General features: G+C 61.4%; 17 protein-coding genes. 10 read left to right on the top strand and 7 right to left on the bottom strand.

Features of this window, described 5'->3' with window-relative positions; translation table 11 throughout:
• Positions 1 to 12: 12 nt before the first annotated feature.
• Positions 13 to 729 carry a hypothetical protein gene (locus tag RY831_RS17160; protein WP_326507603.1) on the bottom strand — a complete coding sequence of 239 codons (717 nt, stop codon included), beginning with the start codon at positions 727 to 729 and terminating at the stop codon, positions 13 to 15.
• A gap of 281 nt (positions 730 to 1,010) precedes the next feature.
• On the opposite strand from RY831_RS17160, the gene RY831_RS17155 reads away from it, so the two are divergent.
• Entirely contained in the window at positions 1,011 to 1,661 is a 651-nt protein-coding gene (locus RY831_RS17155; RefSeq protein WP_326507602.1) for a DsbA family protein, read from the top strand.
• Between the two features lie 118 nt (positions 1,662 to 1,779).
• Here the strand turns inward: RY831_RS17155 and RY831_RS17150 are convergent, their stop codons facing one another.
• From RY831_RS17150 to RY831_RS17140, 3 genes are all read right to left on the bottom strand, one after another.
• Complete coding sequence (locus tag RY831_RS17150) at positions 1,780 to 2,520, bottom strand: beta-ketoacyl-ACP reductase (protein ID WP_326507601.1); 741 nt, start codon at positions 2,518 to 2,520, stop codon at positions 1,780 to 1,782.
• A gap of 73 nt (positions 2,521 to 2,593) precedes the next feature.
• Positions 2,594 to 3,769: an acetyl-CoA C-acetyltransferase gene (locus RY831_RS17145; RefSeq protein ID WP_326507600.1), complete on the bottom strand. Its 1,176-nt coding sequence runs from the start codon at positions 3,767 to 3,769 to the stop codon at positions 2,594 to 2,596.
• 831 nt (positions 3,770 to 4,600) lie between these two features.
• The gene (locus RY831_RS17140; protein ID WP_326507599.1) at positions 4,601 to 5,068 is read right to left on the bottom strand and encodes a MarR family winged helix-turn-helix transcriptional regulator; all 468 of its coding nucleotides are present in this window, start codon (positions 5,066 to 5,068) and stop codon (positions 4,601 to 4,603) included.
• Positions 5,069 to 5,184: 116 nt separating this feature from the next.
• Here RY831_RS17140 and RY831_RS17135 point away from each other — a divergent pair, with 116 nt between their 5' ends.
• Both RY831_RS17135 and RY831_RS17130 read left to right on the top strand, forming a co-directional pair.
• Positions 5,185 to 6,393 carry an efflux RND transporter periplasmic adaptor subunit gene (locus RY831_RS17135; protein ID WP_326507598.1) on the top strand — a complete coding sequence of 403 codons (1,209 nt, stop codon included), beginning with the start codon at positions 5,185 to 5,187 and terminating at the stop codon, positions 6,391 to 6,393.
• Positions 6,390 to 9,557 (top strand): efflux RND transporter permease subunit, encoded by a 3,168-nt coding sequence (locus RY831_RS17130; protein WP_326507597.1) that lies wholly within the window; start codon positions 6,390 to 6,392, stop codon positions 9,555 to 9,557. The genes RY831_RS17135 and RY831_RS17130 overlap by 4 nt, the downstream gene beginning before the upstream one ends.
• On the opposite strand, the gene RY831_RS17125 is transcribed toward RY831_RS17130, so the two are convergent.
• Together RY831_RS17125 and RY831_RS17120 are read right to left on the bottom strand one after the other, a co-directional pair.
• Complete coding sequence (locus RY831_RS17125) at positions 9,511 to 10,314, bottom strand: IclR family transcriptional regulator (protein WP_326507675.1); 804 nt, start codon at positions 10,312 to 10,314, stop codon at positions 9,511 to 9,513. The two genes, RY831_RS17130 and RY831_RS17125, sit on opposite strands and share 47 nt — an antisense overlap.
• A 178-nt stretch (positions 10,315 to 10,492) precedes the next feature.
• Positions 10,493 to 12,037: a class I adenylate-forming enzyme family protein gene (locus tag RY831_RS17120; protein WP_326507596.1), complete on the bottom strand. Its 1,545-nt coding sequence runs from the start codon at positions 12,035 to 12,037 to the stop codon at positions 10,493 to 10,495.
• Between the two features lie 334 nt (positions 12,038 to 12,371).
• On the opposite strand from RY831_RS17120, the gene RY831_RS17115 reads away from it, so the two are divergent.
• The 5 genes from RY831_RS17115 to RY831_RS17095 are packed head-to-tail and all read left to right on the top strand — an operon-like array spanning position 12,372 to position 18,720.
• Positions 12,372 to 13,913 (top strand): 3-hydroxyacyl-CoA dehydrogenase, encoded by a 1,542-nt coding sequence (locus RY831_RS17115; protein WP_326507595.1) that lies wholly within the window; start codon positions 12,372 to 12,374, stop codon positions 13,911 to 13,913.
• A 3-nt stretch (positions 13,914 to 13,916) separates the two neighbouring features.
• The gene (locus RY831_RS17110) at positions 13,917 to 15,119 is read left to right on the top strand and encodes a 3-oxoadipyl-CoA thiolase (RefSeq protein ID WP_326507594.1); all 1,203 of its coding nucleotides are present in this window, start codon (positions 13,917 to 13,919) and stop codon (positions 15,117 to 15,119) included.
• 22 nt (positions 15,120 to 15,141) lie between these two features.
• Complete coding sequence (locus RY831_RS17105) at positions 15,142 to 16,323, top strand: acyl-CoA dehydrogenase (protein WP_326507593.1); 1,182 nt, start codon at positions 15,142 to 15,144, stop codon at positions 16,321 to 16,323.
• A 54-nt stretch (positions 16,324 to 16,377) separates the two neighbouring features.
• Entirely contained in the window at positions 16,378 to 17,574 is a 1,197-nt protein-coding gene (locus RY831_RS17100; RefSeq protein ID WP_326507592.1) for an acyl-CoA dehydrogenase family protein, read from the top strand.
• Between the two features lie 9 nt (positions 17,575 to 17,583).
• Complete coding sequence (locus RY831_RS17095) at positions 17,584 to 18,720, top strand: acyl-CoA dehydrogenase family protein (RefSeq protein WP_326507591.1); 1,137 nt, start codon at positions 17,584 to 17,586, stop codon at positions 18,718 to 18,720.
• A 107-nt stretch (positions 18,721 to 18,827) separates the two neighbouring features.
• Here the strand turns inward: RY831_RS17095 and RY831_RS17090 are convergent, their stop codons facing one another.
• Positions 18,828 to 20,429, bottom strand: coding sequence for an AMP-binding protein (locus RY831_RS17090; RefSeq protein WP_326507590.1), 1,602 nt, complete (start codon positions 20,427 to 20,429; stop codon positions 18,828 to 18,830).
• Between the two features lie 242 nt (positions 20,430 to 20,671).
• On the opposite strand from RY831_RS17090, the gene RY831_RS17085 reads away from it, so the two are divergent.
• Positions 20,672 to 21,412, top strand: coding sequence for a TetR/AcrR family transcriptional regulator (locus RY831_RS17085; protein WP_326507589.1), 741 nt, complete (start codon positions 20,672 to 20,674; stop codon positions 21,410 to 21,412).
• 41 nt (positions 21,413 to 21,453) lie between these two features.
• Positions 21,454 to 22,719: a branched-chain amino acid ABC transporter substrate-binding protein gene (locus RY831_RS17080; RefSeq protein ID WP_326507588.1), complete on the top strand. Its 1,266-nt coding sequence runs from the start codon at positions 21,454 to 21,456 to the stop codon at positions 22,717 to 22,719.
• Positions 22,720 to 22,726 lie beyond the last annotated feature (7 nt).

Genomic DNA, 22,726 nt, shown 5'->3' with positions numbered 1-22,726 from the left:
GCCGCGCCCGGCTTAGCGCTGCAATGTCTCGGTACGTCGACTGGAACGCCTTTCCACCGAGTGCGACGATACGCAGAACTCAAGATTGGTGATGCCGATCGCCCCTGGCGGTCCAGCAACGAAGTCGAATCCACTCTTGACCGGGAAAAGGCAGTCGTCGCGCAGGATCAGGTCCGTGTGGCAATTCGGAGTCGGCGAATACAAGTGCTCCTTGATTGAATCCCAGATGGGCGGCGTCACCCAGCCGTAGAGATAGAGCTGGTTCGGGTAAAGCGAACTGTCGGAATCGAGAAAACCCTTCTGGTTCTTCTGCAAGGGTGGCTGCTCCGGCGTGGAGTCGACCACCGCCAGATCAACGGAACCCTCGCCGATCGGATATGCCTCTTCGTTCTGGTAAGAGGTATAGGCAAGGCGCAAATGCCATCTGCAGATGAGCGCGATCTTCTTTTGCATGCCGACCTTTTCAGTCGCCATGGACAAGCCGTCGGTGACCGTCAGCTGGGTACACATGATTTGACCGATGAGCGTCGGCTCCAGTCTCCGGAAATCCTCAAGGTTCTCATGCAGGTTCCAGAACAGCCATTTAACGCGTTCGCCCTCGGTCATATCAGGCAGGTCGGCGATGGTCTTGCTCCCATGCGACTCGATAGTCCGCATGACGTCCTTGCGCATTTTCTCATGCGCTTCATCAATTTCCGCACCAAACCGATGGATGTAATCGCTCCGCATAAACCTCTCCGAGTAAGACGACGCTGGATAAATCAGTGTAGGACTCAATTTCCAAATAAACAGGGCGACATCGCATGCACAGGCAATGCTTGCAGCGATGTCAACAATCCTGGCGGATAGAGTTTTATCCAGCCTGTAAGTTCATGCTTGCAAGCGGATCCGCGGCATTCCCGCAAACAGGCTTGATATTCCGGGGATGTTCATGCGACGGGCGAGTGCCGGTATCGGATAGTATCGGCCATACATCTCCATCCGAATGACCGATATCAAGAAAGCAAGCCATGCCGAGCCTAATCTATATTGCCGACCCGATGTGTTCCTGGTGCTATGGTTTTAGCGCCGAATTGACGGCGCTGCTGGATGGCCTGCCCGGTCTACCGGTGGAGATTGTCGTTGGCGGCCTGCGCGCCTACAACACCGTACCGATGGACGATGTACTGAAGACCAAGCTGCAGATGCACTGGCAGCAGGTTAGCGAGCGCACCGGCTTGAGCCTGGCGCCGACGGCGCTGGACGGCGAGAATTTCATCTACAACACCGAGCCGGCCTGCCGCGCGGTGGTGGCCACCCGCATGCTCGCACCGGCGGCCTGCCTCAAGGTATTTGAGGCCATCCAGTCGGCGTTCTACGCGGACGGCAAAGACGTAACCCGGACTGAAATTCTCTGCGACATTGCAGCTCGGGCGATTACCTCCGCAGGCACCCCGATGGATGCAGAGACTTTCCTTGCAGCATTCAAGTCCGAAGCCGCCGTCATGGCGACCTATCATGATATCGAACAGGCCAAGCGCTGGCAGGTCGCCGGATTTCCGACGCTGGTCCTTGAACGGGAAGGAGCGCTCGACTTGGTAACGTCCGGATACGTCACGATGCCGGAGCTCGTCGAGCGAATGCAGGCGCTGGTCGATGCAAGCACAGCCGAGACGGCATAGGAAGACATTTCGCCCTCCCCTGGTTCCATCTACGCTGACCAAAAACATAAAACCCTGACCGCAAGTGCGGATCAGGGTTTTCTTTCATGGCCGTGCGTTAATGATCCGGATTCGATCATCAATGCATGTGCTGTCCGCCATTGATCGCAATGTTGGCGCCGGTCAGGAAGGCGGCCTCATCGGATGCGAGATAGGCCACAAGGCCGGCAACTTCTTCCGGCTTGCCCAGGCGGCCCATCGGAATTTGCGGAATGATCTTGGATTCCAGTACTTCCGACGGAATCGCCATGACCATCTTGGTGCCGATGTAGCCTGGCGAAATGGTATTGACAGTCACGCCCTTGCGTGCAACTTCCAGCGCAAGCGCCTTGGTGAAGCCATGCATCCCGGCCTTCGCGGCGGAGTAGTTGGTCTGGCCGAACGCACCCTTCTGCCCGTTGACGGAAGAAATATTGATGATGCGACCCCAGCCGCGCTCCAGCATGCCGTCGCATACCGGCTTGGTCATGTTGAACACGGAGTCGAGATTGGTCTTCATGACCGCATCCCAATTGACCTTGTCCATTTTCTTGAAAGTCATGTCGCGCGTGATGCCGGCGTTGTTTACAAGCACGTCCACCGGGCCGATTTCCTCGGTGATCTTGCTGATGCATGACACCGCGGAATCATAGTCAGAAACGTCACATGGATACGCTCGGAATTTAAAGCCCTGTGATTCCATCGATGCCAGCCAGTCCTGCGCCTTGGTATTGCCCGGGGAATACGTGGTGACTACCTGATACCCCAGTGCCGCCATCTTGATGCAGATTGCCTCTCCCAGACCGCCCATGCCACCGGTAACTAATGCGACTCTTGCCATGTTGTTATCTCTCTTTGCTTATGAGTTAAAACAAATACAACGCCTTGCAACAGACTGCTGAACAACTCGCTGATTAGCGCTCGATGGCAAGGGCAACACCCATGCCGCCGCCGATGCAAAGGCTGGCAAGCCCGCGCTTGGCATCGCGCCTGATCATTTCGTGAATCAGGGTGACCAGAATACGGCAGCCAGAAGCGCCGATCGGATGGCCGATGGCAATGGCGCCACCATTGACGTTGATCTTGCTGGTATCCCAGCCCATTTCCTTGTTGACGCCGATGGCCTGCGCCGCGAAGGCTTCATTGATCTCCATGAGGTCAACTTCCTCATGCGTCCAGCCGGCCTTGCGCAGGCACAGCTGGGAAGCCGGGACCGGTCCCATGCCCATGATGGTCGGATCGACACCGGCTGACGAATAGGCGCGGATGCGGGCCAGAGGTTTCAGGCCAAGCTGGTCCGCCTTCTTGGCGGACATCATGATCACCGCTGCGGCGCCGTCGTTGATGCCGGAAGCGTTGCCGGCGGTGACGGTGCCGTCCTTGGCGAATGCCGGGCGCAGCGCCGACAGCGCTTCGAGCGTCACGCCGGGTTTGATGAACTCGTCGGAGTCGAAAACGATCGAGCCCTTTTTCGAGGGGATTTCGAAGGGAATGATTTCATCCTTGAACTTGCCCGCTTTCTGAGCCGCCTCGGCCTTGTTCTGGGATGCGGTGGCGAATTCGTCCTGCTCCTGGCGGGAAACGCCGTATTTCTTGGCGACGTTTTCAGCGGTAATGCCCATGTGGTACTGGTTATAAACATCCCACAGGCCATCCACAATCATGGTATCGACCAACTTGGCGTCACCCATGCGGAAGCCGTCGCGGGAATTGTTGAGCACATGCGGCGATGCGCTCATGTTTTCCTGGCCTCCGGCGATCACGATTTCAGCGTCGCCGCACATGATTGCCTGGGCCGCCAGATGAGTTGCCTTGAGGCCGCTGCCGCAAACCTTGTTGATGGTCATGCCGGGCACCATGTCCGGCAGGCCGGCGCGGATCACTGCCTGGCGCGCGGGGTTCTGCCCGACGCCGGCCGTCAGCACCTGACCCATGATGACTTCACTGACCATCTCCGGCGCAATCCCTGTCTTGGAAATCAGCGTCTTGATTACATGCGCGCCCAGGTCCGACGCTGCGGTCTTTGCCAGCGCCCCACCGAATTTACCTACGGCGGTACGTCCCGCAGCGACGATTACGACATCAGTCATTGCAACTCCTCTTCAAGACAAAACAGGTTAAAAACTTGCTTAATTTCACTGTAAATGCATTGCGCGGGCAGAGCGCATTGATAAAAGAATCAGAGTTTCATCATAACGTTGAGGTAAATCATGCTGATTGATCTGGATCAATCGTCTCCTAGCGGGAAGGATGCAAGTCAGCTGCTTCTTTTTATTCAATCAGGACGCCCGTCGATTTGCAATATAGCAATTTATTCGCCGGCGTAAAAGTAAAAAAGGAAACCAACGCAAAGGCAGGCCAGGTTTTGTTTGCCTGGCAGGAGCCTGCCTGAGCCTGCCTGAGCCGGCTTGAGCGGTATGAAAGGCCATGAATTAATTAGGGCAATAAGCAGCGCGCTCTCCGTTACCTTTCTCATGAGCCTTTAACAAGCCCAGCCGCAAGCCCTGCCCCACCCGGTTCGCCATAGTAGCGACCGGGTATCTCTGCGTGCGGCCCGTCCTTTTCTATCGATGCGGGAGCATCAATCATGCTTCGGACCGAATTCCGCGCTGGCGCATGGCGATGGCTGAGTCATCCGGCAATGATGGCCATAACTATGACCAACATTCCGGCAGTGACCGCGGCAATGAATGACAACGCATCTAGCCGCCTAGCCACGTGCGTGCCATGCATTCCCGCGCAACGTGCTCATTATTCGGCTGGATGAACATTGCCGCGTCAGCGTACCCGCGACTCCATCTGCCGGGAGTAATTTGGAGGAATTGACGGAAGGGTTGTCGGCAGGCGAACAAAATATAGGGGGTGGCGTCTACATGAACCAGCCCTGGATTTCATACGCCGTGAAACGACACTTGCATGCGCTAGGCGTCATCGATCAGCTTCTGGAGAAGCTGAAGTGCGTCAAAACCCGCCTGCGCCTGTTCGTCGCTCAGCCTGCCGACCGTTTCCGCACGCAGTTCGGAGATGGCGGCATTGATGCGCACCACCACGCGTTTTGCCTTCGGCGTAAGGCGCACCAGCTTGACGCGCGCATCTTCCGGCGGCGCGAGCCGCGTAACCCAGCCGGCATCCTCAAGTTGCTTGACGAGACGGGTCACTGTCGGCGCCTCGATGCCAAGCATACGCGCAAGGTCGGACTGGGCAAGTCCGCCATCGATGCGCGAAAGGTAAAGCAGGGCCGTCCAGCGCGACTGGCTCAGACCGGTTGGTTTGAGACGCTGAGTCACCTTGTCGCGCCAGGCACGGCTGACATCGCCGATGGCGACACCGAATTTTTCCTGGATGGTGCCCGGCGGCTGCATCTCGATGAATTTTGCAATTGGCTTCATGGTTCCCATCCGAACGATTTTAACGCAAATGCTAGAATAGTTCGCATGGCTAACTAATTTTGAGCCGTGTCCAGGGCCTCCCGCCACGGGCCTCTCGGCGCATGCTTCGGACTTTCATGAAAAAGACTTTCCTCATACCCGTTCTCCTGATGCTCGTTCTGGCAGGCGCCGCCTGGCATTTTCTCAAGCCGGCGGAGAAACCGGCGGCCATGCAGGGTAACCAGCCGCCGCCGGTATTGGTCAACACCGTGCCCGCACAGCGCACCGTGGTTCCGGTCCGGCTGGAAGCGAACGGCTATGTCAGTTCGCTCAACAGCGTCGAGGTGCGGCCGCAAGTCTCAAGCACCATCGCCAAGGTTCATATCCGCGAAGGCCAGTTCGTCAAGGCGGGAGATCTTCTGTTCACGCTCGACGATCGTGCCGACCGGGTCAACCTCCAGAAAGCCGAAGCCCAGCTGAAGAAGGACGAAGCAAGCCTGGCCGACTTTCAGCGCCAGCTGGCCCGCAGCCAGGACCTGCTGAGCAAGGGCTTCATATCGCACAGCGCCGTCGATACCGTCCAAAGCCAGGTCGACAGCGCGCGCGCCACCGTTCAGGCCGACAAGGCGGCCATCGAGGCGGCCCGGGTGGCCTTGAGCTACGCAAGCATCCGAGCAAGCTCCGCCGGGCGTGCCGGCGCCATCTCGGTGTATGCGGGCAGCCTGGTCCAACCCGCTTCGGCGCCGCTGGTCACCATTTCCCAGATCGATCCCATCGCCGTCACCTTCACACTCCCGGAAACGGAGCTCGGAGCGCTGGTCGAAGCCCAGAAGGCGGGCGACGTCAAGGTGAGCGCCCGGGCATCGAACGGCAACACCGTGGAAGGCAAGGTGACATTCATCGACAACGCCGTCGATGCGCAGAACGGCACCATCCGGGTGAAGGCGGCATTCGCCAATGCCGACCAGCTGCTCTGGCCTGGCCAGTATGTCACCGTCGGCACGACGGTACGAGAGATCCGCGATGCCATCGTGATTCCGCAGGCCGCGATCATTACCGGCATCGACGCCAGCACTGTCTATGTCGTCGGCCAGGACAGGACCGCGCAGGCCAGGCCGGTTGAACTGCTGTACTCGTTCGGAGCGCAGGCCGTGGTCAAGGGCGTGCAGGAAGGCGAGCGCATCGTCGTCGACGGAAAGCAGAATCTGCGTCCCGGCAGCCGCGTAAATGAAACGGGCAGCGCGAATGGCTCGCAGAAATCCGGTAATGCCAATGCCGGCACCCAGGGAGTACAGGCAGCACAAAGCGCCGGCAACGGCGGCACATCCGGAAAGTCCGCACCATGAATATTTCTGAACTCTGCATCCGCCGTCCGATCATGACGGTGCTGCTCAGCCTGTCCGTGGTGGTGGCCGGCATCCTGGCGTATCTCAAGATTCCGGTTGCGGCGCTGCCGAGCTACAACACGCCGGTGATCAATGTCAGCGCTTCGCTGCCCGGCGCCAGTCCGGAAACCATGGCGTCCTCAGTCGCGCTGCCGCTGGAAAAGCAGTTTTCAACGATTGCCGGCCTGAGCGTCATCAGTTCCACCAGTACGCTAGGCTCTACTTCGCTGACGCTGGAGTTCGATACGGCGCGCGACATCGATGCGGCCGCAGTCGACGTGCAGGCCGCGCTGCTGCGTGCGCAGCGGGCGCTGCCGGAGGAAATGACCTCCCTGCCCTCCTACCGCAAGGTCAATCCGGCCGACGCGCCGGTTCTGCTGCTGGCTCTGACCTCGCCTTCGCTTAACATTTCCGATCTAAATGATTTCGCCGAAAATCTGATTTCCCCCAGCCTTTCCACGCTCAACGGCGTGGCACAGGTCAATATCTACGGCCAGAAGCGTTACGCAGTGAGGGTCAAAGTCAATCCCGCGCTGCTCGCCGCCCGAAACATGACCATGGACGAGTTGCTGACGGGCATACGCGCGGCCAATGCCAACACGCCGGTCGGCGTGCTCGACGGGCCTCGCCAGACGCTCACCATCCAGGCCAACCAGCAACTCAAGAGCGCAGCGGAATTTTCCGACCTGATCGTGGCGAGCCGCAACAACGTGCCGGTACGGCTGCGTGAAGTCGCCGAAGTCCAGGACAGCTACGAATCGATCAAGACCGCCAGCCGCTTCAACGGCGAACGCTCCATTGTGCTCGCCATCCAGCGCCAGCCGAATGCGAACACGGTGGTGGTGGTCGATTCCATCCATGAAATGCTGCCGCGCTTCAAGGCGCAACTGCCGGCCTCGATCCAGATCAACCTGCTCAACGACCGCTCGGTGTCGGTGCGCGAGGCGATCCATGACGTCAACCTCACGCTGGCGCTGACCGTGGCACTGGTGGTCATGGTGATCTTCCTGTTTCTGCGGCGCTTCATCGCAACGCTGATACCGACGCTGTCGCTGCCGGTCTCGCTGATCGGCGCGGTCGCCCTGCTCTATGCTTTCGGCTACAGCCTGGACAATATCTCGCTGCTGGGCATTACGCTGGCGGTTGGGCTGGTGGTGGACGATGCGATCGTAGTGCTGGAAAACATTGTGCGGCACGTGGAGAACGGCATGCAGCCGTTCAAGGCGGCATTGGTGGGCTCGAAGGAAATGGGCTTCACCATCGTCTCGATTTCAGTGTCGCTGGTGGCGGTGTTCATTCCCATTTTTTTCATGCCGGGCGTGATCGGCCTGTTATTCCATGAATTCGCGGTGGTGGTCGGCTTGGCGGTGCTCGTTTCCGCCGTGGTCTCGCTGACGCTGGTGCCGATGCTGAGCAGCCGCTACCTGAAGCCCGAGCAGCATGGCCGCAAGGAGAATTTCGTCGTCCACGGCTTCGGACGCCTGTTCGACGGCACGCACAGGCGCTATGCCAGTTCGCTGGACTGGAGCCTGCGGCATCGCTCGGTCATCCTGGGCGTCGCCCTGATGACGTTCGCGCTGACCGCCTACCTGTTCATCACCATTCCCAAGGGCTTCTTCCCGGAGGAGGACATCGGCCAGATCAGCGTTACAACGGAGGGCCCGGAAGACATCTCGTTCACCGCGATGGCGGAAAGGCAAACCCAGATAGCCGACATCATCGGACGCAACCCCAATGTAGCGAGCGTCGCTTCGACGCTGGGCGGGGGCAGCAACAGCTCCCAGAATAGCGGAAGGCTGTTCGTGAACCTGAAACCGCGTGGCGAGCGGGACGAGATGAGCAAGGTGCTGGAAGGCCTGCGCAAGGACTTGCGCACCGTGCCCGGCATGTCGGTTTATTTCCGGCCGATACAGAATCTGCAACTCGGCGGACGAGCCAGCAAGAGCCGGTACCAGTACATCCTGCAGAGCGTGCAGGCCGGCGAACTCAATGACTGGAGCACGCGCATGATGGAAAAGATGCGCAACGACCCCGCGTTCCGCGACGTCACCAGCGATTCGCAGCTTAAAGGGCTGCAGGCTTCGCTGCGCATCGACCGCGACAAGGCCAACCTGCTCGGCGTGCAGATGCAGGACCTGCGCAGCGCCCTGTACAGCGCCTTCGGCGACCGCCAGGTGTCGACCATCTATACCAGCAGCAACGACTACCAGGTCATCATGCAGGTTGGCGATGAATTCAAGCGCGATGAAAGTGCATTTGCCAAGATCCATGTACGCGGCAGCGACGGCAACCTGGTGCCGCTGACCAGTTTCGCCACGGTGGAACGCACGGTCGGCCCGACCTCGGTCAATCACCAGGGGCAGTTGCAGGCGATCACCCTGTCCTTCAACCTTGCGCCGGAAGTGCCGCTGGGCGTGGCGACCGCGAAGATCCAGCAATTCCAGGATGAAATCAAGCTGCCGGCCAGCGTCATCACGACCTACGGCGGCGACGCGGCGGTGTTCAAGGATTCGCAATCCAGCCAGGCGATGCTGCTAGTCGTCGCGCTGCTGGTGATCTATGTCCTGCTCGGCGTGCTGTATGAAAGCTTCATCCATCCGCTGACCATTCTCTCCGGACTGCCTTCAGCAGCGGTCGGCGCGCTCCTCACGCTGAAACTGTTCGGGATGGACCTGACGCTCATCGCGACCATCGGCATCCTCCTGCTGATCGGCATCGTGAAAAAGAACGCAATCATGATGATCGACTTCGCACTGGACGCGCAGCGCAACCAGCACATGTCGCCGCAGGAAGCGATACGGCAGGCTTGCCTGCTGCGGTTCAGGCCCATCATGATGACCACGCTGGCGGCCGTGATGGGAGCGCTGCCGATTGCGCTCGGCCTCGGCGCCGGCGCCGAACTGCGCCAGCCGCTGGGCCTGGCGGTGGTCGGCGGCCTGATGTTCTCGCAGGTGATCACGCTGTACATCACGCCGGTCATCTATCTCTACCTGGACCGCTACAGCGGCAAGGGGCCGATCACGACGTCGTTCGAAGAGGATAGCGACGCCGTGCACATGCCGGCGCCGCACGGCCAGCCTACAGGCGGCTCAGGCGCTCGACCAGTTCCAGCAGACGTGGCTTGACCTCGTTGAGCAGGAAGTCGGGTGAAAGATTAAAGGAGGGGCCGCCGCAGTTAATGCTCAGGATGGAAGTGCCGTTGGCGGGCCGGAAGGCGACGGCGATGGCATTGACATCATGCTGCCAGTCGCCGAAGGAGGTGCAGCAACCGATGCGGTGGTATTCCTCGACCGAGCGCGTCACGCCTTCATGGATGGCCGGCCATTTGAGTTCGTCGAGTTCGCGCACCCGCTCCAGGATGTCGCTGCGCTCGCTGCCGGAAGTTTCGGCGAGATAGGCGCGGCCCATGGCGGTCTGCGCTATCGGAATGCGTGCGCCGACGTCCAGCCGCAAGGTCAGCGCCGCCTGGCTGCGGCAGTTCTCGATGTAAATCATGCTGAGCCGGTCGCGCATGCCGAGCGAAACGGTGGCATGCGAGAAATCGGCCAGTTCCTGCATGTAGGGACGCGCGTACTGGCGGATGTCGAGCTTGGACAGCATCGCGCTCCCCAGCGCGAGGCTGGCGGTGCCGAGCCGGTATTTGCCGACTTCCTCGTCGTACTGCAGGTAGCCGAGCTTGGTCAGCGTATAAGTCAGGCGCGAAACGGTCGACTTCGGAAGTTTTGCCCTTTCGGCAAGCTCCTGGTTGCCGAGCATCTTTTCGCCGGAACGGAAGCAGGACAGCAACTCCAGTCCGCGCGCCAGCGCGGTGACGAAATGGCGGTCTTCCTTGGCGTTGGACTGCTTGACCGCCGGGGTGTCTTCTTCGTTGATGTCTTCCATCATGGCATCTCGTTTCAATTGCGGTCGCCTTCCTCATGCGCTGTTGCGGGCGGCATGCGAGGCGCAGCCGCGACGATGGGTAAATAGCTGCTTGGCGGCATTATCCGATATCGGGCAGCCAAAACAAAATCGATCAATTCGATGCGGTGCCGCGATGCTGCCCTGGCATGCGCATCAGTCATGCCTTTTCATTCAGCATCTGCTGCGCCCGCTGCTGAAGCTCCTTCTTCAGGACCTTGCCGGTGGCCGCTGCCGGCAACTGGTCGAGGACGATGACTTCGGATGGAATCTTGTAGGGCGACAGGTTGGCTTTCAGGTGGGCATAGAGCGATTCCAGGTCGATGTCGGTGTCCCGGGCCCGTTCGACGAAGCCAATCACTTCCTCGTTTCCCTCCACGGTGCGGCCCACGACCGCCGACTGCACCACGTCGGGATAGGCGTTCAGCACCTGTTCCACCTCGATCGGATAGACGTTGAAGCCGGAGCGGATGATCAGCTCCTTGCTGCGGCCGACGATGGCGATGGCGCCGTCGTCCTGTTCCCGGGCCAGATCGCCGGTGCGCAGCCAGCCGTCGGGCGTGACCGTCTCCGCCGTCAGATCCGGGGCGCGGTAATAGCCTTTCATCACGTTCGGGCCGCGCACCCACAACTCGCCCACGCCCTCGCTGCTCTGGTCGGCGCCATGCAGCTTGATTTCGACGCCGGGAATGGGCTGGCCGACCGAGCAATCGCTGCGCGGCGCATCCAGCCGCGTCTGGCAGATCGAAGGCGAGGCCTCCGTCATGCCGTAACCGTTCTGCAGGATGAGGCCGAATGTTTTCTCGAAGGCCTGCTTCAGCGGCATGGTCAGCGGCGCGCCCCCAGACTGCGCCACCCGCAGCGCCGGGGCCTGCAGGGCAACGCCACCGCTTTCGCTCCACTCCAGCAGCTTGGCGTACATCGCCGGCGCGCCGTGCATGACCGTAATGCCATCGTTGGCGAGTGCATGCGCGAGCGCTTCCGGCTGGTAGCGCGCCACGAGATAAAGCGAAGCGCCGCCGAGCAGGGCCGCCACCAGGAGCGCGGACAAGCCATATACATGCGACAGCGGAAGCACGCCATAGATCACATCGGTCGGCACCAGCTTGCGCATGCGGCAATTGTTGGCGCCGATGAACAACAAGTTGGCATGCGTCAGCATCACTGCTTTGGGCGCGCCGGTGGTGCCAGAGGTATAGACCATCGCCGCCACTTGCCGCGCACCGTCTTCTTCCACCGGTTCGGTCACCGCGTCCTGGTTGACCGGGCCGAGCATCAGCGTCCCGATCGCCGGCCACTCGACCGACTGCGCACCGCGCAGTTCGCCATGCGCCTTGGCCTGCGGCGAACCGGCACTGAAATACAGTGCGACGCGCGCGCCGGAATGAGAAAGGAAATTGTCGATTTCACGTGCCGACAATCGTGCATTGACGGTAGCCGACCAGGCCTGCAGCCGGCTGACCGCAAGGATACAGACCGCGAGCGCCACGCTGTTTTCCGCCACCAGCAGGACACGGTCACCCGCACGCACACCCGCATCTTCAAGTTTCCGGGCCGCCTGTTCTACCGCCGCTTCCAGTTCCTGATAAGAAAGTCGCCGTTCAGAGTCCGCAAGCGCGAGCTTGTCGGGGTAGCTTGCGGTCCAAGTCAGGTAGGCTTCGTGGATGCGGCAAGGGCTGCCGGGCTGATTGACGGTATGGTTCATTGGATTTCCTTCGAAGAGTCGGGAGGTACTCGTGCCCGAGTCGGTATTGCAAGTCGTGCAAGCCGAAATAGTGGCATACAGCAAATCGAAATGCAATCAATATGCGGAATTTTGTTCTGCTATGCAGCACTCATCATGAGCTTTTACGTATTATGAGGATCGCAGCAAGGAGACTGGGATAGCTTGTCCTGATCGGGAATTAATTCTTTAGGTAAAGCAATATAAAGAACGACCATGCGATTTCTTGACATCATGTAGCCAAACACATACAGTTCCGTTTTAATGAAATTTCTTCTGCACTGCAGAACTTTATTCCAAATCTTAGGAGAGTAGGATGGAGACAGGAACGCTGCCGGCGCCCACTTCGCCGGACCTGGTTGTCGGACTGGTCGGTTGCGGCATCATGGGACGCGGGATCGCGCAGATTGCAGTGCTGTCGGGCGCTCGCGTTCGCCTGCATGATGGCCGCGAAGGTGCCGCCGTAGCTGCCCGCGAAGAACTGCTCGCCACCTTCGCCAAGCTGGCTGACAAGGGCAAGCTGGATGCAGGCGCCGCGCAGCAGGCGGGCGAACGCCTAGTTGCCTGCGGAAGCCTTGAAGACCTGGCCGACTGCCACGTGGTGGTTGAAGCCATCGTGGAAAACCTCGATGCGAAGAAAGCGCTGTTCGGCGCGCTTGAAGGCATCGTTTCCGCCGACGCCATCCTCGCCACCAACACCTCTTCCCTTCCTGTCACCGCCATTGCCGCCGGCCTCAAGCGTCCCGGGCGTGTCGCCGGCTTCCATTTCTTCAATCCGGTACCGCTGATGAAGATCGTGGAGGCCATCGGCGGATTCCTGACCGAGCCCGCCGTGGTCGACTATCTTCTCGCGCTCGGCAAGCATTGGGGCCATACCGCGGTGCGCGCCAAGGATACGCCCGGCTTCATCGTCAACCATGCCGGGCGCGGCTACGGCACCGAAGGCCTGCGCCTGCTGGCCGAAGGCGTCGCCTCGGTGCCCGCCCTGGACAACATCCTGCGCGATACCGCGGGCTTCCGGCTGGGACCCTGCGAACTGCTGGACCTGACCGGCCTCGACGTTTCGCATCCGGTGATGGAGTCGATCTATCACCAGTACTATGAAGAACCGCGCTTCCGTCCGCAGGTCCATACGCGCCAGATGCTGACCGCCGGCGCCCTCGGCAAGAAGGTTGGCCACGGTTTCTATCGCTACGGTGCCGACGGCAAGAAGGAAAACGTCGCCGAAGCCGCGCAGCCGACTGCCAGGGCCACCAGCGTCTGGCTCAGCCAGGAGCGCCCGGAACTGGCGGAGCGCATTGCCGTGCTGATCGCGGCGGCCGGCATTCCACAGGAGTCCGGCGAACGCCCAAGCGAATCCGCCCTATGCATCGTTACGCCGCTCGGCGAAGACGCCACCACCTGCTGCGTGCGCGAAAACCTGGATGCGCGCCGCACCGTTGGCGTCGAGGCGCTGTTCGATGTCAGCCGCCGCCGCGTCGTCATGACCACACCCGCCACCGATGCACAAACTCTGGCCATGGCCTGCGGCCTGTTCGGCGCCACCGGCACGCCGGTGAGCGTGATCCGCGACAGCGCCGGCTTGGTGTCGCAGCGCGTGGTCGCGCACATCGTCAACATTGCCTGCGAGATCGCCCAGCAAGGCATCGCGGAACCGCAGGACATCGACCGCGCGGTGACTCTTGGCCTCGGCTATCCGCTCGGTCCGCTCGCCTGGGGCGACCAGCTCGGGCCGCAGACCGTGCTCGCCATCCTGAAGAATCTGGAACTGCAAACCGGCGACAGCCGCTATCGCCCCAGCCCCTGGCTGCAGCGTCGCGCCCTGCTCGGCCTCTCACTACATCACAAGGAGATCTGAACCATGCTCGACGCTTACATTTATGACGGCCTGCGTTCGCCCATCGGACGCCACGGCGGCGCCCTGGCGGCGGTACGTCCCGACGACCTGGCAGCGGAAGTGATGCGCGCCGTCGTCGCCCGCAATCCCTGGAAGCCGGAACAGATCGAAGACGTGATCCTCGGCGACACCAACCAGGCCGGCGAGGATTCGCGCAATGTCGCGCGCAACGCCCTGCTCGCCGCCGGACTGCCGGTGACCGTCGCGGGCCAGACCGTCAACCGCCTGTGCGCCAGCGGCCTGGCCGCCATCATGGATGCGGCGCGTGCCGTCACCTGCGGCGAAGGCGAACTGTATCTCGCCGGCGGCGTGGAGAGCATGAGCCGCGCGCCCTTCGTCGTGGCCAAGTCCGAATCGGCTTTCAGCCGCGATTTCAAGGTGTTCGACACGACCATCGGCGCCCGCTTCCCCAACCCGAAAGTCACCAAGGAATTCGGCGGCCATACCATGCCGGAAACCGGCGACAACGTTGCCCATGAATTCGGCATCACCCGCGAGCAGGCCGACGCCTTCGCACTGGCATCGCAGATGAAATACCATGCCGCGCTGCAGGATGGCTTCTATACCGGCGAAATCCATCCGATCAGCGTGCCCACCGGCCGCAAGACGCCGCCGGTGCTGGTCGAGAAGGACGAGCATCCGCGTCCCGAAACCACTGCCGCCACGCTGGAAAAGCTCAAGCCGCTGTTCGAAGGCGGCGTCGTTACGGCGGGCAATGCATCGGGTATCAACGACGGTGCGGCGGCGCTGCTGATTGGCAGCCGCGCCATCGGGGAGCAGGCCGGCAAGGCGCCGATGGTGCGCATCCTGTCGGCGGCAGTCGCCGGCGTGGATCCGCGCATCATGGGTATCGGTCCCGTCTATGCGATCCGCAAGGCACTGCAGCGCGCCAACCTGACGCTGGCCGACATGGACATCATCGAGATCAACGAAGCCTTCGCCAGCCAGGTGCTCGGCTGCCTGAAGCTGCTGGAAATCGATTTCAACGACAGCCGGGTCAATCCCAACGGCGGCGCCATTGCCATCGGCCATCCTCTCGGCGCATCGGGCGCCCGCCTGGCCCTGAGCGCCAGCCGCGAACTGGCGCGCCGCAACGGCCGCTACGCGGTTGTCAGCCTGTGCATCGGCGTCGGCCAGGGCCTGGCCGTCGTCATCGAAAAAGTTTAAGCATCCAAGAACGGAGATCATCATGTCCAGCCACAAAGTTCAATTCCACTGGGACGACCCGCTGCTGCTCAACGAGCAGCTCACCGCCGACGAGCGCGCTGTGCGCGACGCCGCCAACGCCTATTGCCAGGACAAGCTGCAGCCGCGCGTGCTGGAAGCCTTCCGCCATGAAACCACCGATCCTGCCATCTTCCGCGAGATGGGCGAACTCGGCCTGCTCGGCCCCACCATTCCCGAACAGTACGGCGGCCCGGGCCTGAACTACGTGTCCTACGGCTTGATCGCCCGCGAAGTCGAGCGCGTCGATTCCGGCTACCGCTCGATGATGAGCGTGCAGTCCTCGCTGGTGATGGTGCCGATCAACGAGTTCGGCAATGAAGAGACCAGGCAGAAATACCTGCCCAAGCTGGCGACCGGCGAATGGATCGGCTGCTTCGGCCTGACCGAACCCAACCACGGCTCCGACCCGGGCTCCATGGTCACCCGCGCCAAGAAAGTGGACGGCGGCTACAGCCTCACCGGCAGCAAGATGTGGATCTCCAATTCCCCGATCGCCGATGTGTTCGTAGTCTGGGCGAAGGATGACGAAGGCGCGATCCGCGGCTTCGTGCTGGAAAAAGGCTGGAAGGGCCTGAGCGCGCCCGCGATCCACGGCAAGTTCGGCCTGCGCGCCTCGATCACCGGCGAGATCGTGATGGATGAAGTGTTCTGCCCGGAAGAGAACGCCTTCCCGGAAGTGCGCGGCCTCAAAGGCCCGTTCACCTGCCTCAACTCCGCCCGCTACGGCATCGCCTGGGGCGCGCTCGGCGCAGCCGAATCCTGCTGGCATACCGCCCGCCAGTACGTGCTCGACCGCAAGCAATTCGGCAAGCCGCTGGCCGCCAACCAGCTGATCCAGAAGAAGCTGGCCGACATGCAGACGGAAATCACCATGGGCCTGCAGGGCTGCCTGCGCCTGGGGCGCATGAAGGATGAAGGCACCGCCGCCGTGGCGATCACCTCGATGATGAAGCGCAACTCCTGCGGCAAGGCGCTGGACGTGGCGCGCATGGCGCGCGACATGCTGGGCGGGAACGGCATTTCCGACGAATTCGGCGTGATCCGCCACATGGTCAACCTGGAGGTCGTCAACACCTATGAAGGCACGCATGACATCCATGCGCTGATCCTCGGCCGCGAGCAGACCGGGATCGCGGCGTTCTGATCGCCGTAATCCAAGGTTAAACAAAAACACCAGAGAAAAACACCAGAGGCACACATGGACCTTAATTTCTCCCCCGAGGAACTCGCCTTCCGCCAGGAAGTGCGCGAGTTCGTCGCCACCTCCCTGCCGGCGGATATCCAGCACAAGGTGCTCAACGGCCTGGTCCTGCACAGCGAGGATTACATCCGCTGGCAGAAGATCCTGCATGCCAAGGGCTGGGGCGGCTCGGGCTGGCGCAAGGAATTCGGCGGTACCGGCTGGAGCGCCGGCCAGCAATACATCTTCGAGGAAGAGTTGGCCGCCGCAGGCGCGCCGCGCATGGTTCCCTTCGGCCTGAAGATGGTGGCGCCGGTCATCATGCAATACGGTTCTCCCGCGCAGCAGGAACGCTTCCTGCCGAAGATCCTGGCAGCCGACGAATGGTGGTGCCAGGGCTATTCGGAACCCGGTTCCGGCTCCGACCTGGCGTCGGTCAAGACGCGCGCCGTGCTCGAAGGCGACCATTATGTCGTCAACGGCCAGAAAACCTGGACCACGCAGGGGCAGTACGCGGACTGGATCTTCTGCCTGGTACGCACCGACACCGAAGTAAAGCCGCAGCGCGGCATTTCCTTCCTGCTGATCGATATGAAAACGCCCGGCATCACCGTGCGCCCGATCATCACGATGGATGGTGCGCACGAGGTCAATGAAGTCTGGTTCGAGAACGTGCGCGTGCCGGTGGAAAACCGCGTCGGCGAAGAGAACGCCGGCTGGACCTATGCCAAGTTCCTGCTCGGCCACGAACGCACCAACATTGCAGGCATCGGCATCGCCAAGCGCGAGATCGCGCGCCTGAAGCGCATCGCGACGCTGGAAACCAAGAACGGCAAGCCGCTGATCAAGGATCCGATGTTCGCTTCGCGCATTGCCCAGGTGGAGATCGACCTGACCGCGCTGGAAATCACCAACCTGCGGGTGCTGTCGGCCGAAGCCGCGCACCGCGCGCCGGGACCGGAGGCCTCGATCCTGAAGATCAAGGGCACGGAGATACAGCAGGCCATCACCGAACTGCTGGTGCAGGCGGTAGGCACCTATGCGCTGCCGCTGCGCCGCGAGGCCATGGCCGCCGGCTACCAGGGCGATGCCGTCGGGCCGTTCTATGCGACGCCGCTGGCCGCCAACTATCTCAACATGCGCAAGCTGTCGATCTACGGCGGCTCGAACGAAATCCAGAAGAACATCATCTCGCAGATGATCCTCGGCCTGTAGGAGCACGCAATGGACTTTACCTTTACCGAAGAACAGCAGATGCTGCAGGACACCACCCGCCGCTTCATCGCCAAGGATTACGGCTTCGAAGCGCGCAGGCAGATCAAGGAGAAGTCTCCGGAAGGCTTCAGCCGCGAAGTGTGGCAGAGCCTGGCGGACATCGGCCTGCTGTCATTGAACGTGCCGGAAGATGATGGCGGCCTGAACGGCAGCGCGATCGACAACATGCTGGTGATGAATGCGGTTGGCGAAGGCCTGCTGCTCGAGCCCTATCTCGCCAGCGCGGTGATGGCCACGCGCACCATCGCCGCCGTCGGCAACGAGGCGCAGCGCGCAGAGCTGCTGCCGGCGCTTGCCGGCGGAGAAAAGATCGCGGTGCTGGCGCATGAAGAGCCGCAGACGCGCTTCGACCGCATGGATATCCAGACCCGCGCCTGGCCGGTCGGCAACGGTTACCTGGTGACGGGCCACAAGAGCGTGGTGGCGCACGGCGCGTCGGCCGACACGCTGCTGGTCACGGCCCGCATCGGCAAGGCAGGCGAAGACGGAACGCTCGCGGTATTCCGCGTGCAGGCCGATGCGCCGGGGCTGCGCAAGCTTCCCTATCGCACGGTTGACGGCGTGCCGGCGTCAGACATCTGGCTCAACCAGGTATTCGTGCCGGCGGAAGCGCGATTGAACGGAAGCGACGATGTCGAAGCCCGGATGTGCGACGTGCTCGACTTCGCACTGGCGGCGGTTTGCGCGGAAGCCGTAGGCGCGCTCGACAAGATGCTCGCCGCCACCGTCGAGTACACCCGCAACCGCAAGCAGTTCGGCCAGCCGATCGCCAAGTTCCAGGCCTTGCAGCACCGCATGGCAGACATGGTGCTGCATATCGAGCAGGCGCGTTCCATGAGCTATCTGGCGGCGGTGCGCTGCACCGATCCCGATCTGCAGGCCCGCGCGCGCGCGATGTCTGCGGCCAAGGTCGTGATCGGCCAGGCATGCCGGTACGTGGGCCAGCAGGCAGTGCAACTGCACGGCGGCATGGGGGTGACCGATGAACTCGACGTCAGCCACTACTTCAAGCGACTGATGGCAATCGAGCTGCAGTTCGGCAACAGCGACCATCACCTGGAGCAGTACGCGGCGCAACTGGCCTGATACTCTGGCAGCCGACCGCGCTGATAGCATTGCGGCCCGGTATCGATCATTGATGATCGAACCGGGCCGCAATCTTTCTCATCCATGTTCCACGGAATGCCGCCCGGTTAATCCTTCAGCAGCCGCCGAAGCACCTTGCCGGTGCCGGTGGCGGGTATCTCGGCGCGGAACTCGACCGACTTCGGTACCTTGTAAGGCGACATCTGTTCGCGGCTCCACTGGATGATGTCTTCCACCGAGGTGTCCGCCGCCTCCGGTTTCAGCACAATGAACGCCTTGATCACTTCACCCTTGGCCGGATCGGGAATGCCGATCACCGCGGCCTGGCGCACGGCCGGATGCTTGATGAGGATGGTTTCGACCTCTTCCGGGAAAACGCTGTAGCCCGACACCTTGATCATTTCCTTAAAGCGCCCGCTGAAGGTCAGGTAGCCGTCCTCGTCGAGCTTGCCCATGTCACCGGTATGCACCCAGCCGTCGCGCAGCGTTGCGGCTGTCGCTTCGGGCTTGTTCCAGTAGCCTTTGAAGTTGCCCGGGCTGCGCAGCGTGATTTCGCCCATCTGACCGACCGGCAGGACCGCTCTGCTATCCTGATCGACGATGCGGCATTCGACGCCCGGCATCGGCCGTCCCTGCGTTCCCCATTTGACCGCATCGCGCGGGGTGTACGTGTCACAGGTATGGGTCTCCGAAAGTCCGTATGCCGCTTCGAAGGTCTGGCAGCCGCCGGTGAAGTCGCGCCACTGTTCCGCCAGCGGCTGCGTCAACGTGATGCCGAAGCTTGTACAGGGATTGACCTTGAGGGAATGCAGATCGAAGCTCTTCGCATCCGGAACCTGCATTGCGGCCACGTTCATCGGCGCGATGCTGTACCAGTGGCTGACCTTGTAGCGGTCGATCGCCTGCAGCACCGAGCGTGGATCGAAGCGATGCATCAGGATGGCGGTGGCGCCGCTGTAAATGGTCACGTTCAATCCCATCAGCATGCCGGCGATGTGATAGAGCGGCGCGATCGCCAGCGTAACGGTGGTGTCGTCCACGCCGGCGGCAAACGTCGCGCTGGCGGTCTTGAACAGCGCGTTGCGATAGGTGAGCATTGCCCCCTTCGGCATGCCGGTCGTGCCGGAGGTATAGGTCATCAGCACCACGTCGTCCATCGACAGTTCCGGCTGCGGCGGAGCCGACATGCCTTCGAGCGCTTCCAGCAGGTCCATCGTATCTGCGACCCGGTTTTTCGGCGACCGAAGCTCCGGCGGCACATCGATCGTCGCCTCCTGCGGCAGCAGGTCGCCGTAGGATGTGAGGAAGACATGCTTGAGCGGCGTCTTGTCCATGACTTCCTGAACGACCGGATAGAGCGTGTCGGCCGCAACAATCACTTCGGCGCCGACATCGGCCACCTGGTATGCGAGCTCATGCTTCTTGAACAGCGGGCTGCAGGGACTGACGATCGCGCCGAGCTTCTGGATGCCGAAGTGCGCGATCACATATTGAGGGCAATTGTTGAGAAACAGAACGACGCGGTCGCCCTTCTTCACCCCAAGCCCGGCTAGCCGGGCGGCGAAGCGGTCGCTCATGTCGTCCACTTGCCGGTAAGTCAGGCTCGCGCCGTACCAGACATAAGCCGGCTTGCCTGGCTGCGCGCGCGCATGCTGGCGCAGATATTCGTGCAGCGGTTTTTCTTCCTGAAAATAGGGAATCTTATCCATGCCTTGTCTCCTCTCCTGCTGCTACTGCTACTGCTACTGCTACTGCTACTGCTGCTCGGGCCTCGGTGACTTCGAAGACCTCGAGGCAGGCGTATTCTAATCTTCAAAGCATGTCGCCACGCTACCAGCCGTGTCTTGATCTGCGTCAATCCGGCACCGGCTTGCGCAATCATGCTACCAGGCGGTATAAACTTTATACCGCCTGGTATATTCTTGCTCGAATCCGCAAAATGAGCCCAAGCATGGACCTGCAAATTGAAGGACAGCCAATGAAGAAGGCGGTGAAACCGCGCGCGGATGCGCATACGCCTGCGCCCGCACAAACAAGCAAACGCCGTTCAATGGCGGTCGACGTGCATGACCAGAAGCGGGAACACATTCTGCGCATCGCGGAAGACTTGTTCTACCGCCGCGGATTCGCGGTCACCACCATTTCAGACATCGTGCATGAACTCGGGGTCACCAAGCCTTTCCTCTATTACTATTTCCAGAGCAAGAACGATATCTTCGAAACCCTGTGCTGGCGCGCTTCGCATGCCTGCCTGACCGCGATGCATTTCGATGCGCTTGATTCCCGGCCTGCGATCGAGCGGCTGCGCGAGGGTTTGCATCGCTTCGCCAGCGCCAACGTCACCTATTTCAAATCCGGCACCTTCGCCTACCGCGAAGGCGGCGCCCTGCAACCGGCGTTTCTGAAGAAGCTGCGCACGATGGCGCGGCGCTTCTACAGCGAACTGCGCGCCCTGCTGGAGGAAGCGCGCGGCGATGGCGACCTGGAATTCGACGATGCCAAGCTGACTTCGCTGGCAATCGGAAGCATCGCGGGTTTCATGTACACCTGGTACAAGCCCGAGGGGCGCCTTTCCCCTGACGAGATGGTGGAAGAAATGACGCGCATCCTGCTCAAGATTGCAGGCGTGCGCGTGCAGAAGGGTTCAATCCGCGCCTTGAAGGCGAAAAAGGCCCGCACGGCATCGAAGTAATCGGAACAGATACAGCACGGCACAACGCCAAGGAGACAGTCATGAAACGGATAATGGCAGGGTTCGCGGTCGCGGCATTCGGCATTCTCGGCAGCTCACAAGCAAGTGCGCAGGCAATTGCCCAGGAAAGCATCAAGCTTGCTTTCATCGATCCATTGAGCGGTCCCTTCGCCGATGTCGGCGAGATCATGCTGTCGCATATCCGCTTCGCCATCGATGACATCAACGCCAAGGGCGGCGTGCTCAAGGGCAGCAAGCTCGAGCTCATGACGCTGGACAACAAGCTATCGGCACAGGAAAGCCTCACCGCGCTGCAGGCCGCGATCGATGCCGGCGCAAAGGTGGTGTTCACCGGCGGTTCCGGTTCGTCGGCGGTCAGCGCGATGGTCGAGGCGGCCAACAAGCACAACGAGCGTAATCCCGAAAAAGCAATCCTGATCGTGAACCACTCGTCGATCGATCCGGATCTGACCGGCAAGAACTGCAGCTTCTGGCATTTCACCACCGAGGCCAACACCGCGATGAAGATGAAGGCGCTGACCGGCTTCATGAAGGAGAAGCAGGACATCAAGAAAGTTTACCTGCTGAACCAGGATTATGCGCATGGCCGCGTCTGGGCCAGGCTGGGCAAGGAAATGCTGAGCACGGCGCGCAGCGACGTGCAGTTCGTCGGCGAGGACTTCCATGCAATCGGCAAGGTCAAGGACTTCTCCCCCTATGTCGCAAAGATCAAGGCCAGCGGCGCCGATACCGTCATTTCCGGCAACTGGGGCAGCGATCTGAACTTGCTGCTGAAGTCGGCCGCCGATTCCGGCATGAACCTGCGCTACATCAACCACAGTGCAGGCGCCCTGCCCGGCGCGGTATTCGCCGTTTCTCAGGCCAAGCTGGGCCAGTTGACCTGGGTCGGCGAATGGCACCAGAACATCGAAAGCCCGAAGGTGACTCCGCTTGCCACCGCATACAAGCAGCGCTTCAACAAGCCTTTCCTCGCGCCGCGCATGGACATGACGCCGCGCATTGTCGCCGCCGCGATCAACACGGCCGGGTCGAGCGCGCCGCTGAAGATTGCGTTGGCGCTGGAAGGCATGACCTATGCGTCGGTGATCGGCGACGTCACCATGCGCAAGGAAGATCACCAGTTGCTGCTGCCGCAGATCGTCTCCACCGTGGCGCCGGTGGACGGCACGACGGTGAAATCCGGAGTCGAGGGCACCAGCTATGGCTTCCGCACCGAAACCACGGTGGACGGCAAGGACCTCGCGCTGCCGACCGAATGCAAGATGCGCCGTCCCGCGGGTGCCTGATCCGACC

It is taken from the genome of Noviherbaspirillum album (genome assembly GCF_035916955.1).
Classification (GTDB): domain Bacteria; phylum Pseudomonadota; class Gammaproteobacteria; order Burkholderiales; family Burkholderiaceae_D; genus Noviherbaspirillum; species Noviherbaspirillum album.
Note: the sequence above shows the minus strand (reverse complement) of the source record. Positions and strands in the feature narration are given on the sequence as shown.

What these genes read in the sequence shown, in the direction of transcription:
- RY831_RS17125 (WP_326507675.1), bottom strand. Translation starts at nt 10,314, where the DNA reads ATGGAAGACATCAACGAAGAAGACACCCCGGCGGTCAAGCAGTCCAAC.
- RY831_RS17120 (WP_326507596.1), bottom strand. Translation starts at nt 12,037, where the DNA reads ATGAACCATACCGTCAATCAGCCCGGCAGCCCTTGCCGCATCCACGAA.
- RY831_RS17085 (WP_326507589.1), top strand. Translation starts at nt 20,672, where the DNA reads ATGGACCTGCAAATTGAAGGACAGCCAATGAAGAAGGCGGTGAAACCG.
- RY831_RS17105 (WP_326507593.1), top strand. Translation starts at nt 15,142, where the DNA reads ATGTCCAGCCACAAAGTTCAATTCCACTGGGACGACCCGCTGCTGCTC.
- RY831_RS17095 (WP_326507591.1), top strand. Translation starts at nt 17,584, where the DNA reads ATGGACTTTACCTTTACCGAAGAACAGCAGATGCTGCAGGACACCACC.
- RY831_RS17090 (WP_326507590.1), bottom strand. Translation starts at nt 20,429, where the DNA reads ATGGATAAGATTCCCTATTTTCAGGAAGAAAAACCGCTGCACGAATAT.
- RY831_RS17115 (WP_326507595.1), top strand. Translation starts at nt 12,372, where the DNA reads ATGGAGACAGGAACGCTGCCGGCGCCCACTTCGCCGGACCTGGTTGTC.
- RY831_RS17150 (WP_326507601.1), bottom strand. Translation starts at nt 2,520, where the DNA reads ATGGCAAGAGTCGCATTAGTTACCGGTGGCATGGGCGGTCTGGGAGAG.
- RY831_RS17160 (WP_326507603.1), bottom strand. Translation starts at nt 729, where the DNA reads ATGCGGAGCGATTACATCCATCGGTTTGGTGCGGAAATTGATGAAGCG.
- RY831_RS17110 (WP_326507594.1), top strand. Translation starts at nt 13,917, where the DNA reads ATGCTCGACGCTTACATTTATGACGGCCTGCGTTCGCCCATCGGACGC.
- RY831_RS17100 (WP_326507592.1), top strand. Translation starts at nt 16,378, where the DNA reads ATGGACCTTAATTTCTCCCCCGAGGAACTCGCCTTCCGCCAGGAAGTG.
- RY831_RS17135 (WP_326507598.1), top strand. Translation starts at nt 5,185, where the DNA reads ATGAAAAAGACTTTCCTCATACCCGTTCTCCTGATGCTCGTTCTGGCA.
- RY831_RS17130 (WP_326507597.1), top strand. Translation starts at nt 6,390, where the DNA reads ATGAATATTTCTGAACTCTGCATCCGCCGTCCGATCATGACGGTGCTG.
- RY831_RS17145 (WP_326507600.1), bottom strand. Translation starts at nt 3,769, where the DNA reads ATGACTGATGTCGTAATCGTCGCTGCGGGACGTACCGCCGTAGGTAAA.
- RY831_RS17080 (WP_326507588.1), top strand. Translation starts at nt 21,454, where the DNA reads ATGAAACGGATAATGGCAGGGTTCGCGGTCGCGGCATTCGGCATTCTC.
- RY831_RS17140 (WP_326507599.1), bottom strand. Translation starts at nt 5,068, where the DNA reads ATGAAGCCAATTGCAAAATTCATCGAGATGCAGCCGCCGGGCACCATC.
- RY831_RS17155 (WP_326507602.1), top strand. Translation starts at nt 1,011, where the DNA reads ATGCCGAGCCTAATCTATATTGCCGACCCGATGTGTTCCTGGTGCTAT.